The sequence below is a fragment of the Cellulomonas sp. NEAU-ZC6 genome (genome assembly GCF_056844425.1).
In genome coordinates this window covers 1-13,905 of the sequence record NZ_JBXFYH010000001.1, presented here as the reverse complement: position 1 = coordinate 13,905, position 13,905 = coordinate 1, and the positions used below count along the sequence as shown (strand labels likewise).

Here is a 13,905-nt window from a genome sequence, read left to right as displayed (position 1 = left end):
CTTCCACCTTACCGGACGCGGGGCCCGCGTGCGGCGTGACCCGCGCGACACGCGGCGGGCCTCAGCGCGCGTACGCCCCGGACAGCTGACCCAGCACGTCACGGAGGGTCGGCAGCGTCGCCGCGCGCGCCGTCGCCGCCGCGCGGAGCGCCGCACGGCGCGGGTCGTCGGCCAGCACGGCGGACACCGCCGCCCCGAGCGCCCCGGCGTCCCCGACGGGCACCAGCACCGCGGCGTCACCCGTGACCTCGCGGGTGCCGCCGGCGTCCGTGGCCACGACCGCGGCGCCGAGGGCCAGCGCCTCCTGCACCGCGAGCGGCTGCCCCTCCCAGACCGCGGCGGACGCCACGACGTCCGCGGCGGCCATGAGGTCGGCGACGTCCTCGCGGCGGCCGAGCAGCCGCACCGGCGCACCGGTCGCCGCCGCCCGCGCCGCCAGGTCGTCGTGCAGCGGGCCGTCCCCCGCCACGACCCAGACCAGCCCGGCCCGGGTGCGGGACGCGGCCGCTGCGGCGTCCACGAGGGTGTCCAGGCCCTTCTGCGGGGCGAGCCGCGCCACGGTCACGACCAGGTCGTCGTCCGGCCCGACCCCGAGCCCTGCGCGCGTCGCGGCGGCGTCCGCCGCGGGCGCGGGGCGGCCGGGAGCGGGGACCAGCGCCCGCTCGGCGTGCCGCGCGCCCTGGGACCGCGCGAGCGCGACCAGGTCGCCGGAGACCCCGAGCACGACGTCGGCTCCGCGCGCCACGACCACGCCCAGCGCCGCGGACACCGTCCGGATCGCGCGCCCGCCGACCGGCAGGTTGTGCAGCGTGACGACGACGCGCGGACGCCGGCGGCGCGGGCGTCCCCGCACCGCCAGCACGGCCAGGGCGCCGGCGCGCAGGCCGTGGGCGTGCACGGCATCGGCCTGGCCCGCCAGCGTCGCCAGCCGGGCGACCGCCCGCAGGTCCGACGGCGCCGGGCGGTCGGCGATCTCGACGGCGGCGAACCGCACGCCGGCGCCGGCCGCGACCACCGGCTCCAGCGCGGACGGCCCCGCGACGACCACGTGGCCGCCGTCCGCGGCCAGGGCCGTCGCCACCTGCGCCACGTGCCGGGCGACGCCGCCCGCGCTCGAGCCGAGCACCTGCAGCACCCGTCGTCCGGTCATCGGTCGGCCTCCTGCGCGTGGGGGTCCTGGGCGGCCGGGGCGCCGCGGCGCAGCAGCCCGGTGAGCGTCGAGCGGTCCAGCGCGGCCACGAGCCCGACCACGACCGCCACGGCGAGGGCGGCGCCCCCGGCACCCGCGCCGACCGCACCCGCCAGGCCGTCGGTCAGCGCCTCGACGGCGTCGACCGTCCAGCGCCCGACGACCGCGCCGAGCGTCCCGCCGACCACCAGCACGGCGAGCGTGCGCGGCAGCCCGGCGACCGCCCCGGCCCCGGCTGCGGACCGCAGCACCAGCAGCAGCACCAGCCCGGCGACGAGCATGCCGACGGAGCTGCCGACGGCCAGGGCGCGCAGCGTGGCGGGGCCGTCGGCGGCGCCCGGCACCAGCACGAGGCACGCCACCCAGGACGCGACGACGACGGTGAGCCAGCCGCTGCTGACGGCGAGCACCGCGAGCCGCCCGCGCTCCAGCGCGTACAGCGCCCGGGACACGTGGAAGATCAGGCCCATGCCGAGCAGGCCCGGAGCGATCAGGGTCAGCGGCACGTCCACGGACGCGATCAGCGTCGGGTCCCCCGAGCCGATCGTCCCGTACAGCGTGGCGACGGCCGGGGCGACGGCCGCCAGCACGGCGGCACCGACGGCGCCGGCGACCAGCACCGCGCGCGTCGTCACCGCCGCGAGCGGCGCGTAGCCGGCGCGGTCGCCCGCCGCCGCGCGGGCGGCCAGGCGCGGGAACGTGCTCGTCGCCAGCGGCACGGCCAGCACGGCGTACGGCAGCAGGTACACCGGCTGCACCATCGTCTGCCACGCGGACAGGGCCCCCTCGCCGCCGTAGCGCAGCGACAGCTGGATGGTCGCGAGCACGGCGACCTGCTGCGCCACGAGCCCGCCGATGCCGGCCAGCGCCAGCGCGCGCGCGCGGGCCGCCACCCCGGGCGGGAACCGCAGCGCCGGCCGCAGCCGCACCCCGGAGCGCGCCACCGGGATCAGCAGCGGCAGCCCCATCGCCAGCACGCCCGTGGTGGTCCCCCACCCGAGCAGCGCGGCGGCACCGTCGGGCAGCCCGCCCGCGGTGGACGTGGCCACGTCGACGTCGGCCCCCGCGAGCAGCCGCCCGTAGGCGAGGTAGGTCCCGATGACCACGAGGCTGGACAGCACCGGGGCGAACGCGGGCCAGACGAACCGGCGCTGCGCCTGCAGCACCCCGGAGAGCACGACCGCCAGGCCGTAGAACGGCAGCTGCACCGCGAACACCCGGATGAGGAAGGCGATCAGCTCGCGGACCTCCGGGTCGGGCACGGGCGCGAGCGCGGACACGGGCCCGGCCAGGACGGCCAGCAGCACCGCGAGCACGGTGAGGCCGGCGAGCGTCCAGCCGAGCATCGCCGAGGCGATCCGGGAGACGTCGTCCCGCATGCCGCGGGCGAGCGGGCCCGCGATCACCGGGATCAGCGCGCCGGCGAGCGCACCGCCCGCGGCGACCTCGAACAGCACGTTCGGCAGCGTGTTGGCCCAGTTGTACGCGTCGCCGACGCCCGTCAGGCCGACGGAGCCGGTGAACACCAGCGTCCGGGTGAAGCCCAGCAGCCGGCTGACGACCGTCACGACCGAGATCAGGGCCGCAGCGCCCGCCAGACCGGACAGGACGCCCCGGCGGCTCACCGCCCGGGCACCTCGTCGGCGTCGGGGCGCGGGCGCGGCGGGGGCACGTGCGCCGGGCGGCGGCCCCACGCGTCCAGCTCCCGCAGCACCGGCGTCCGGGCGATGACCGCGGTGAAGCTGACCTTCTCCGAGGCGACCGTCAGGCCGACCACGCCGGCCAGCAGCGCGAGCCGCACCGGCCGGGGGCACCCCTGCACCGCGATCGTGCCGAGCACCGCGCCGACCCCGTTCGCGCCCGAGTCGCCGAGCATGTCGCGCTCGGCCAGGTCGTCGGGCAGCTCCGCGAGCACGGCGCCGACCACGGCCGCGGCCGGTCCCCCGCCGGGCCCGCCGAGAACGGCCGCCGGCGCGGCGGCCAGGCCCGCGGCCTTGAGCGCCCGGCCGGGGCGCAGGTCGAGCAGATTGACCAGGTTGGCGGTGGCGGCGATCAGGGCGCCGTCCAGCGCCACGTCGGCCAGCCGCGTCGCCGCGGCCGCGCCGCGACGGGCGGGCAGGGCGTCGTGCGGGCGGCTCAGCGCCGCGGCGACGAGCGCGCCGGCACCGATCCCCAGCACCTTGAGCCCGCCGGTCGTGACCTCGCCCCGGGCCAGCGCGCCGAGGTGGCCGCGCAGACCCTTGCGGACCTCGCCCTCGCGGTCCTCGGTCAGGTCGTCCACCAGGCCGAAACCCGTGGCCGTCGTCGTGGCCACGGCGAGCGCGGCCCCGTCCCGCACGGAGGGCGCGCCGACCAGGGCGCCGGCCAGCACGCCCGCGGCGACCGCGGGCCCGCCGAGCAGGCTCACCGCCTCGCCGCGGTGGTTGGTGCGCTCCCACAGCGGCGCACCGCCGGGCGGCTCGTCGTCCAGCAACCCGCGCACGACGCTGGTCGTCAGCCGTGCGGTGATCGCGGCGGCGACGCGGCGGGTGACGCTCACCCCTCGGCCCCGGTCTCGCCGCCCGCGGCGCCGGCACCCGGGTCGCCGGTGGCGACCGGCGTGCGGTCGACCGGCGGCAGGGTCGTCGCGGTCGGCAGCGTGGTCAGGTCGTCGCCCGTGCCGTAGTGGCCGTTCGTGCCGCCGATGCGCGCGTTGAGCGCCAGCGGGACCGAGACCTGGCCGGAGACGGTGTCCGCGTCGCTCACGGTGGTGAGGTCGGCGGCAGCCGACTCGTCGCCCAGGATCGCGGCGACCAGCGAGCCGTCGACCACCGGGCCGTCGACCACGACGGCACCCTCGGTCCGGTCCTGCGCGACCCGCGCCAGGGCGATCTGCGAGCTCTGCACGGCCTGCGCCTCGTCCTCGTCCGGCGCCGCGTCGGCGGGGACGGCTTCGGGCGCCACGCCGGGAGCGACCAGCACGATCGCGTCGGCGGGCGCGGTGATCTCCTCGTCGAAGGTCACCAGCGGGTCGTCGCCGGACGCCATGAACTCCAGCAGGGTCGCGCCCGCGCTGCTCAGCCGGTCCGGGTCCGCCGCGTCCGCGCCGGTCAGGCCCTGCACCAGGGCCTCGGCCAGCGAGGTGTCCGCGGAGGCGTCGTCCGCCGGCTGCGGGTCCAGGTAGCTGAGGATGTTGCCGACCAGGGCCTGGCGGAACGAGCGCAGGTCGGTCGACGACCACGCCTCGTTGAGCGTGGCCCGGGCGCTGACGGTCGCGCCGGCGTCGGTCAGCTGGGACTCGACGGCGGTGAGCGCGTCGCCGTCCACCGTGCCCAGCGCGACGACGGCGACGCGGCGGTCGGTCAGGGTGCCGGCGACCAGCTCCGTGCCGGCGGCCTCGATGAACGCGTTGCTGGCGGCCAGGTCGGACCCCGCCGCGTCCAGCTCGGCGCGCAGGTCGTCCCGCTCGCTGCGCAGCTGGTCGACCTGGCCGGTCAGGCTGTCGCCGATGGTCTCCTTGAGCGGGCCGGCGCCCAGCGCGATGCCCACGGCCAGCGCCAGGAACACCGAGATCAGCGAGACGAGGTGGTAACGGAAGTCGATCACAGCGGTCGCTCTCGGTCGGGTGCCGACGCGAGGGCGGCAGGGAGAAGAGGGGCGGGGCGGGCGGCGGGGGTCATGGCGTCCCGCCGAACAACGAGCCCAGCCAGTACGTGAAGTCGTCCCAGCGCGCGCCGGTCAGCCCGATCAGCGTCTGGCCCGCGGTCGTCGAGGCGAGCGCGACGCCCAGCGCGAGCAGACCCGCCAGGACCAGCAGGGTCAGCTGCAGGTTGGAGATCCGGTTCCGGTACAGCCGCGACACGCCCTTGGCGTCCACCAGCTTGCTGCCGACCCGCAGGCGGGTCAGGAACGTGCTGGCCATGCCGGAGCGGCCCTTGTCCAGGAACTCGACCAGGGTGGCGTGCGTGCCGACGGCGACGATCAGCTCGGCGCCCTTGTCGTCGGCCAGCAGCATCGCGACGTCCTCGCTGGTGCCGGTCGCGGGGAACACGATGTGCGGCACGCCGAGCTGGTCGACGCGCGCGAGGCCGGGCGCGCGGCCGTCGCGGTAGGCGTGCACCACGATCTCGGCGCCGCAGCGCAGGGCGCGGTCGGACACGGAGTCCATGTCGCCGACGATCATGTCGGGGGTCCAGCCGGCCTCGAGGATCGCGTCCGCGCCGCCGTCCACGCCGACGAGCACCGGGCGGTACTCGCGGATGTACGGCCGCAGCGTGACCAGGTCCTCCTTGTAGTGGTACCCGCGCACCACGATGAGCACCTGGCGGCCGTCGATCTGCGTGGTGATGTCCGGGACGCCCACGCCGTCGAGCAGCAGGTCGCGCTCCCGGCGCAGGTAGTCCATCGTGTTCGCGGCGAACGACTCGAGCTGGACCGACAGGCCCTCGCGCGCGGCCGCCTGGTCCGTGGCCACGGTCTGCTCGGTCTGCACCACGCCCTCGGCGACGAGCTTGTCGCCGTCGTAGACCGCGCCGCCCACGAGCCGCAGCGTGCGGCCCTCGCGGATCGTCATCACGTCCGGGCCGAGGTCGTCCAGCAGCGGGATGCCCGCCGACACCAGGATGTCCGGGCCGAGGTTCGGGTAGCGGCCCGACGTCGAGCGGGCGGCGTTGAGCACCGCCGCGGGCTTGCAGGCGACGAGCGCCTCGGCGGAGACCCGGTCGATGTCGCTGTGGTCGATCACGGCGATCTCGCCCGGACGCAGCCGCTTGGTCAGCGACTTCGTGCGGGGGTCGACCCGGGCCGGGCCGACGAGCTCGCCCCCGGGGGGCGCGGCGGGGCGTCTACGCGAGGGCAGGAGTTTCATCGCCGTTCATGGTGCCACGTCCGCCAGCTCCAGAAGCTCTGCTGCGTGCGCACGCGCCGTACCGGATTCCTCCTGGCCCGACAGCATCCGCGCGAGCTCGCGCACCCGGTCCTCCCCGACGACCTCCTGCACGTCGGAGGCGGTGATCGCCCCGTCCCGGGACTTGGTCACCACCAGGTGCCGGTCGGCGAACGCGGCCACCTGGGCCAGGTGCGTGACCACCAGGACCTGCGAACCCCGAGCCAGCGCCGCCAGACGACGGCCGACCTCGGTCGCCGCCCGCCCGCCGACGCCGGCGTCCACCTCGTCGAACACGAACGTGCCGGGCCGGTGGTCGCCCTGGTCCGGCGCCGTCGCGAGCGCGACCTCGAGCGCCAGCATCACGCGGGACAGCTCGCCGCCCGAGGCGCCCTTGCCCAGCGGACGGGCCGGTGCGCCCGCGTGCGGGACGAGGAGCATCTCCACCACATCTCCACCGTGCGGACCCGGCTCCGGCGCGGGCTCCACCCGGACCACCAGGCTGGCACCGCCCATGGCGAGCCCGGCGAGCTCGGCGGAGACGGCCGCGGCGAGCCGCTCCCCCGCCTCCCGCCGGGCCGCGCCGATGGTCGCGGCCAGGTCGGCCAGCCGTGCGTCCAGCGCCGTGCGCTCGGCGGTCAGCTCGGCGACCCGCTCGTCGCCGTCGCCGATGTCGAGCAGCCGGCGGCCGCTCGCGTCCGCCCAGCGCAGCACGGCGGCGACGTCCTCGCCGTAGGAGCGGGTCAGCGACGCGAGCTCCGCGCGCCGGGTCTGCGCCGCGTCCAGCCGCAGCGGGTCGGCCTGCAGGTCCTGCAGGTACGACGACAGCTCGGTCGCGGCGTCCGCCAGCAGGTAGCCGGCCTCGGCCACCCGGTCCCGCAGCTCCGCGAGCCGCGGGTCGTGCGCCCCCGCCGCGTCGAGCAGCCGCCGCGCGTGCTCGACCGCGCCCGCCGCGCTCGCCGTGTCGTCCGCGACGTCGTCGTCCCCCGCCAGCGCGCTGTGCGCGCCGGAGGCGGCCGCCCGCAGGTCCTCGGCGTTCTCGAGCCGCTCGATCTCCTGGGTCAGCGCGACGTCCTCGCCGGGCTGCGGGTCGACCCGCTCGACCTCGGCCAGCCCGAGCCGCAGCAGCTCCGCCTCCCGCGCCAGGTCCTGCCGCCGGGCGACGAGGTCGTCGATCGTCGCCTGCAGGCGACCGCGCTCGGCCCACGCCTGCCGGTACTCGGCGAGCACCGCGGCGTGCCCCGTGCCCGCGAACGCGTCGAGCGCCTCGCGCTGGTGCGCGGGCGACCGCAGCCGCGCCTGGTCCTGCTGGCCGTGCACGGTGATCAGCGCCTCCGCCAGCTCCCCCAGCACCGCCTGCGGCACCGAGCGGCCGCCCAGGTGCGCGCGGGACCGGCCGGGCGCCCCGTCCGTCGCCGCCGCGACCGTGCGCACCAGCAGCAGGCCGCCGTCGTCGTCGACCGCGGCACCGGCCTCCTCGGCGCGCTCGAGCACCGGCGAGCCCTCGGGGACGACCACGCGCCCCTCGACCACCGCCGTCGACGCACCCGTGCGCACCGTCGCCGGGTCCGCCTTGCCGCCGAGCAGCAGGTTCAGGCCCGTCAGCACCATGGTCTTGCCGGCGCCCGTCTCGCCCGTCAGCACCGTCAGGCCGGGGTGCAGGCGGATCTGGGCGCCGGTGATGACGCCCAGGTCGCTGATCGAGATCTCCTCGAACACGCGCTCAGCTCCCGTCGATCCGTGCCGCGCCGTCCGGCGCGCGCTCCGGGCGCCCGTCCTCGCTGGGGCGCCCGCGCCATCCCACCACGGGCAGCCCGAACTTGTTCACCAGCCGGTCGGTGAACGGGGCCGGCGTGAGCCGCGCCAGCCGCACCGGCACCGGCGAGCGGCGCGCCTCGACGCGCGACCCGGCGGGCACCTCGATCCGGCGCCGCCCGTCGCACACCAGGATCGCCGCGGACGGCGACCGCGTCAGCACCTCGACCGCGATCACGCTGCGCGGCCCGACCACCAGCGGCCGGGCGAACAGCGCGTGCGCGGACAGCGGCACCACGATCAGGCTGTCGACCTCGGGCCAGACCACCGGGCCGCCCGCCGAGAACGCGTGCGCGGTGGAGCCCGTCGAGGTCGCCAGCACCACGCCGTCGCAGCCGAAGCTCGACAGCGGCCGGTCGTCGACCTCCAGGACCACCTCGACCATCCGGGCCGGCTCGGCCTTCTCCAGCGCCGCCTCGTTCAGCGCCCAGCCCGTCACCGGCTCGGCCTGGCCCGGGATCTGCACCTGCACCTGCAGGGTGGTGCGCTCCTCGACCGTGTAGTCGCCCGCGGCGATGCGCGCGACGGCCTCCTTGATGTCGTCCCGCTCGCTCTCCGCGAGGAACCCCACGTGGCCGAGGTTGATGCCCAGCAGCGGCACCCCCGCCGCCCGGGCCAGCTCGGCCGCGCGCAGGATCGTGCCGTCCCCGCCGAGGATCATCGCCAGCTCGATGTCGTGGAACGCCATGCCGGGGACGTCCTCGCCCGCGAGCACCGGGGTGAACCCCGCCGCGGTCAGCGCCGCCGCGGCCTCCTCGGTCGCGGTCACCGCCTCCGCGCGCCCGCTGTGCGTGACGACCAGGACCCGCCTGCTGCTCATGCCCCTGCACCTCCCTCGTCCACGACCGCCTGCACCTGCTCCGCCAGCGCCGGCCCGGTGGTCCCCGGACCGCGGCGCAGCAGCAGGAAGAACTCCACGTTGCCGTTCGGGCCGGGCAGCGGGCTGCGCGCCACCCCCGCCACCCCCAGACCGTGCTGCGCCGCCGCGGCCGCGACCCCGAGCACCGCCTCGGCGCGCTGCTGCGTGCTGCGCACCACGCCCGTCGAGGACAGCCGCTCCCGGCCGACCTCGAACTGCGGCTTGACCATCAGCAGGAGCTCCGCGTCCGGTGCCGCGACGGCCGCCAGCGCCGGCAGCACCAGCGTCAGCGAGATGAACGACAGGTCCGCGACGACCAGGCCGGGCGCCGGGTCGACGTCGCCCGCCGCCAGGTACCGCACGTTGACGCCCTCGCGCACGTCCACGCGCGGGTCCGCCCGGATCCGGTCGACCAGCTGGTCGTGGCCCACGTCCACCGCGACCACCCGGCGCGCACCGCGGCGCAGCAGCACGTCGGTGAACCCGCCCGTGCTGGCCCCGGCGTCCAGGCAGTCGCGGCCCGCCACGACCACGTCACCGAACGCGTCCAGCGCCCCGAGCAGCTTGTACGCGGCGCGCGACGCCCAGTCGTCCTCGGGACCGTCCGCGGCGGGCGCGACCTGCGCGCGCTGGTCCGCGCCGAGAGGCGTGGCGGGCCGCAGCACCGGGCGACCGTCCACCGACACCCGGCCGGCGGCGATCAGCTCCGCGGCGTGCCGCCGGGAGCGCGCGAGGCCGTCCCGCACCAGGGCGGCGTCGACGCGTGTCGCCACGCGCCTCAGCCCTCCGCGTCGGCGAGCCGGTCCAGCAGGGCCGCGTGCACGGCGTCGAACACGGCCAGCTGCTCGCGCAGCCCCAGCTCGGAGACCTCCGTCAGACGCACGAGCGTCTGGTCCACCGCCTGGTCGCCCGTCGGCTCCACGGCACCACTCCCCACTCCGCCACCCGGGCGGCTCCGCTGCTGCTCACGACTGCCTGTGCCTGCGCGCGCACGGCCCCCCTCGTGCTCGCCGGACAGGTTACCGGCCGGTCCCCGCCGCTGCGGCGTCCGCCGGGGTGACACGCAGGACCGGGACCGAGGCGGCGTCGAGCTCGGCACCCGCGTCGACCGCGTCCCACGCCGCGGCGCACGCCGCGCGGACCAGGTCCACCGAGGCGTCCGCGGGATCCGCCGCGCCGCCCGCCGCCCGGGCCAGGTCCAGCCGGCCGTCGACCACGCGCGCCGCGGCCTCGCCGCACGCCCACCAGCCCTCGGCGACGGGCGCCGGCACCGGGTGCGGCACCAGCAGCCCGGCGAGGTCCGCCGCGATGTAGTGCGGGCGCAGCATCGGGGGCGCCAGCACGTCGTCCCGCGCCGTGCTCACGCCCGTCAGCACGTGCAGCCCGGCGAACCCACCCGTCCGGGCTCCCGCCAGGTCCGTGTCGAGGCGGTCCCCCACCACGAGCGCCTCGCGGGCGCCGTGCTGCTCCACCGCGATCTCGTACATCGTCGACGCGGGCTTGCCCGCGCTGTCCGGGACCACGCCCGTCGCCGCCTGCACCGCCCCGACCAGCGCGCCGTTGCCCGGCGCGAAGCCCCGGGCCGTCGGCAGGCTCAGGTCGAGGTTGCTCGCGACGAACCACGCCCCGGCCGACACGGCGTACGCCGCCTCGGCCAGCTGCGCCCAACCCAGCTCCGGGGAGAACCCCTGCGCCACCGCGTCGGGCCGGTCGTCGGCCGACGTCACCACGGTGAAGCCCGCGTTCCGCACCGCCGTCACCAGGCCGGCGCCGCCGACGACGAGCACCCGCGCCCCCGGCTCGAGCCGGGTCGCGAGCAGCGCCGCGGCGGCCTGCGCCGCCGTCAGCACGTCACCCGGCTCCGTCGGGATGTCGAGCGACGTCAGCTGCTCCGCCACCGACTCCGGCTCGCGCGACGCGTTGTTCGTCACGAACACCAGGCGCATGCCCGCCCGGCGGGCACCCGCCAGACCGGCGGCCGCGCCGTCGATCGGCTCGTGCCCGCGGTACGCGACACCGTCCAGGTCCACCAGGGCCAGGTCGTAGCGCTCCGCCAGCGGGATGTCGCTGCCGAGCAGGCGTGCGTCGGTCACTCGTCCTCCGTGCTCTCGGTGCTGCCGGTGCTCTCGGTGTCGTCGGGCGCGGTGCCGGCGTCGGGCTGCGCGGGCGCGTCGCCCTCGTCGGCCGCGGCGTCGTCCTCGGGTCCGGCCTCGGGTCCGGTGGCCTCGGCGGTGTCTCCCTCGGCGGACTCGGCCTCGTCCGATCCGACCTCGTCCGATCCGACCTCGTCCGATCCGACCTCGTCCGCGGACTCCTCGTCCTCGCCGAGGTCGAAGACGACGACGTCGTCCTCCTCCTCGCCGCCGTGCGCCACCTGCGCGAGCAGCGCGGCGGGCACCGCCGCCTCGGTCGCGTCGGCCTCGTCCGTGCGCCCCGCTGCACGCAGCGCGTCGGCACGAGCCTGCGCGACCCGGGCCGCCAGCAGCGTGCGCACCGGGCCCGGGGCGATGCCGGCCAGCGCCGCGATCGCCGCGTCGGGGTCACCCATGTCCAGGCGCGCCCCGCTGACCACCATCGCCAGCTCGACACGCGCCTCGGTGTCCAGCTGCTCGGCCTCCGGCGACGCGGCCAGGGTCAGCGCCCGCTCGGGTCGCCCCAGCCCGCGCTCGCAGTCCGCCATGACGGCCAGGTGCTCCGAGGACCCGTTCAGCCGACGGACCGTGCGCAGCTCGCGCAGCGCCTCGGCGAACCGGCCCGTGCGGTACGCCGCGAGGCCGGCGGCCTCACGGACCACGTCGACACGGCCTCCGTGCCGCACCGCGGCCTGGGCGTGCTCGTACGCGAGCTCGGGGTCCTCGTCCAGCAGGCGCCCGGTCATCACCAGGTGCCGGCCGACGACGCCCGCGTTGTCCTTGCTCAGCGTCCGCAGCCGGGCGCGCACGTCGCGGTCCAGCATGCCGAACTCGACGTCCTCCGGGATCTCCGGCCCGTAGACGCGCACCGCCTGCGGCGGACGGGTCGGGCGGCGCTCGTCGTCGTCGCGGCGCGGGCCCCGCGGCCCGGCGCCCCGGTCCGCGGATCCGCTGCGTGCGCCCCGGCCCTCGTCGCGCCGGAAGCCGCCGCGGTCGTCGCTCTGCGGGCGCCGGTCGTCCCAGGGGCCGCCGCTACGCGCACCGCGCGAGTCCTCGTCCCGCCGGAAGCCGCCGGGACGCTCGCCACGGGAGTCTCCACCCGTACGCCGGTCGTCGCGGAACCCGCCGCGCTCGTCGCGCGGAGCGCCGGCCCGACGGTCGTCGCCTGCCCGGCGGAGGCCGCCACGGTCGCCGCCCCGGTCGTCCCGGGCACCGGCGGTGCGAGGACGGTCGCCCTGGTAGCCAGAACGCTGCTCGCCACCCTGGTAGCCACCCGTACGCGGACCACGGTCACGGTCACCCTGGTAACCACCCGTACGAGGCGCACGATCACGATCACCCTGGTAACCACCCGTACGAGGCCCACGGTCACGATCACCCTGGTAACCACCCGTACGAGGCCCACGGTCACGATCACCCTGGTAACCACCCGTACGAGGCCCACGGTCACGATCACCCTGGTAACCACCGGTACGAGGCCCACGGTCACCCTGGTAGCCCGAGCGCTGCTCGCCACCCTCGTGGCCACCCGTACGCGGACCACGGTCGCGGTCCCCCTGATAGCCGCCGGTCCGAGGGCCGCGATCGCCCTGGAAGCCCTGACGCCGCTCGCCACCCTGCGGGCCGCCGGTACGACCGTCACGGCCGCCCTGGTAGCCCTGACGCTGCTCGCCACCCTGGTAGCCACCCGTACGGGGAGCACGCTCGCGGTCGCCCTGGTAGCCACCCGTACGGGGACCGCGGTCACGGTCGCCCTGGTAACCGCCCGATCGAGGCGCCCGGTCACCCTGGTAGCCCGAACGCTGCTCGCCACCCTGGTACCCCGAACGCGGACCGCGCTCACGGTCGCCCTGGTAGCCCGAACGCTGCTCGCCACCCGAGTACCCGCCTGTACGCGGACCACGGTCACGGTCACCCTGGTAACCGCCCGAACGCGGCCCACCATCGCGGCCACCCTGGTACCCACCCGTGCGCGGAGCACCGTCCCGGCCACCCTGGTAGCCGGAGCGCCGCTCGCCACCCTGGTACCCGCCGGTGCGCGGACCGCGATCACGGTCGCCCTGCGGACGCGAACCACGGTCGCCCTGGTAGCCCGACCGCTGCTCACCGCGCGGCGCGGGACGGTCACCCTGGTCACCGCCTCGCTCACCCGAAGTCCGGCTGCCCTGGTACCCGCCGCTCCGACGCTCGTCCCGCGAGTCGGTCCGACCGGCACGGTCGGGGCGGGAGCCGGCGTAGCCGCTCCGCTCGCCCGCACCGCGCGTGTCCCGGTCGCCTGCGCCTGCCCGGCCACGCTGACCCGCGACCCTGGGGGCTCGTGCGGGCCGCGCGTCACCGGAGGTCGATGCGCTGTTCCTGTTGCCGTAGCGTCCGACGCCACCGCTGCTACGGCGGTCGCCCTCGTCCGCCGAACGCGTCCCGCGCTCGTCGCTGCTCATGTCCTGCGTCTCCTCGTCATTCGTCCGCTGCCCATGGTCTCATCCGGGCGGTGCAGACCTCGCATCGGAGGGCCGCGCCGACCGACACGGTCACCCCGGACCCGCGTGACGGTGCTCACCGCGCGCCGGCCGCGGCGTACGGTCCACGCCGGTGGCGCCCGTGTCGCGCCGGGTACCCCGAGGCGCGTCCACATCCCTCAGCGCCGCGCCGGAACCACCAGGCGCCGCTCGCAGCGACGTCGCACGCGGATCAGCTCCGCCTGCGCCGGCCTGTCGCTCGCCGAGATGGCAGACCGGGCCTTTACGGCGGCGCCGATGGCCAGGCGCGCGCTGTCATCTCGGCGCACCGTGCGCGGGTTGTCACGGGTCGCGCGGCCACGTGGGTGCACGCGCCGGCTGGTGCTACGCCGGTCACCGGGGTCCCCCGGCTTGCCCCGCGAAGATGGCGCTCCCGGAGCTCCCCGCGCCTGGGGGAATGTTCCCGGGAAACACGAAGAGCCACCCCTTGCGGGGTGGCTCTTCGTGAATGGATGTCCGGCGGCGTCCTACTCTCCCACACCCTGGCGAGTGCAGTACCATCGGCGCTGAAGGGCTTAGCTTCCGGGTTC

General features: G+C 77.1%; 11 protein-coding genes and 1 rRNA gene. All 12 read right to left on the bottom strand.

The window, feature by feature from the left end:
- Positions 1 to 61: 61 nt before the first annotated feature.
- On the bottom strand, positions 62 to 1,150 hold the full coding sequence (locus AC1050_RS00060) for a glycosyltransferase family 4 protein (RefSeq protein ID WP_482385343.1): 1,089 nt from the start codon (positions 1,148 to 1,150) through the stop codon (positions 62 to 64).
- On the bottom strand, positions 1,147 to 2,814 hold the full coding sequence (gene murJ, locus AC1050_RS00055; RefSeq protein ID WP_482385342.1) for a murein biosynthesis integral membrane protein MurJ: 1,668 nt from the start codon (positions 2,812 to 2,814) through the stop codon (positions 1,147 to 1,149). The genes AC1050_RS00060 and murJ overlap by 4 nt, the downstream gene beginning before the upstream one ends.
- On the bottom strand, positions 2,811 to 3,728 hold the full coding sequence (locus tag AC1050_RS00050) for a hypothetical protein (protein WP_482385341.1): 918 nt from the start codon (positions 3,726 to 3,728) through the stop codon (positions 2,811 to 2,813). The genes murJ and AC1050_RS00050 overlap by 4 nt, the downstream gene beginning before the upstream one ends.
- Complete coding sequence (locus tag AC1050_RS00045; protein ID WP_482385340.1) at positions 3,725 to 4,774, bottom strand: copper transporter; 1,050 nt, start codon at positions 4,772 to 4,774, stop codon at positions 3,725 to 3,727. Before AC1050_RS00045 ends, AC1050_RS00050 begins: the two co-directional genes overlap by 4 nt.
- Positions 4,775 to 4,844: 70 nt before the next feature.
- Positions 4,845 to 6,035, bottom strand: a complete 1,191-nt coding sequence (gene steA / locus AC1050_RS00040; protein WP_482385339.1) for a putative cytokinetic ring protein SteA — start codon at positions 6,033 to 6,035, stop codon at positions 4,845 to 4,847.
- A 6-nt stretch (positions 6,036 to 6,041) separates the two neighbouring features.
- Positions 6,042 to 7,772 (bottom strand): DNA repair protein RecN, encoded by a 1,731-nt coding sequence (gene recN, locus AC1050_RS00035; RefSeq protein WP_482385338.1) that lies wholly within the window; start codon positions 7,770 to 7,772, stop codon positions 6,042 to 6,044.
- Between the two features lie 4 nt (positions 7,773 to 7,776).
- Positions 7,777 to 8,688: an NAD kinase gene (locus AC1050_RS00030; protein WP_482385337.1), complete on the bottom strand. Its 912-nt coding sequence runs from the start codon at positions 8,686 to 8,688 to the stop codon at positions 7,777 to 7,779.
- Complete coding sequence (locus tag AC1050_RS00025) at positions 8,685 to 9,500, bottom strand: TlyA family RNA methyltransferase (protein ID WP_482385336.1); 816 nt, start codon at positions 9,498 to 9,500, stop codon at positions 8,685 to 8,687. Before AC1050_RS00025 ends, AC1050_RS00030 begins: the two co-directional genes overlap by 4 nt.
- A gap of 5 nt (positions 9,501 to 9,505) precedes the next feature.
- On the bottom strand, positions 9,506 to 9,649 hold the full coding sequence (locus tag AC1050_RS00020) for a hypothetical protein (protein ID WP_482385335.1): 144 nt from the start codon (positions 9,647 to 9,649) through the stop codon (positions 9,506 to 9,508).
- 97 nt (positions 9,650 to 9,746) lie between these two features.
- A complete protein-coding gene (locus AC1050_RS00015; protein WP_482385334.1) occupies positions 9,747 to 10,820 on the bottom strand; it encodes an HAD-IIA family hydrolase in 1,074 nt (357 codons plus the stop codon).
- Positions 10,817 to 11,728 (bottom strand): hypothetical protein, encoded by a 912-nt coding sequence (locus AC1050_RS00010; RefSeq protein WP_482385333.1) that lies wholly within the window; start codon positions 11,726 to 11,728, stop codon positions 10,817 to 10,819. The genes AC1050_RS00015 and AC1050_RS00010 overlap by 4 nt, the downstream gene beginning before the upstream one ends.
- A 2,101-nt stretch (positions 11,729 to 13,829) precedes the next feature.
- Positions 13,830 to 13,905, bottom strand: a 5S ribosomal RNA gene (gene rrf / locus AC1050_RS00005); the annotation flags it as partial.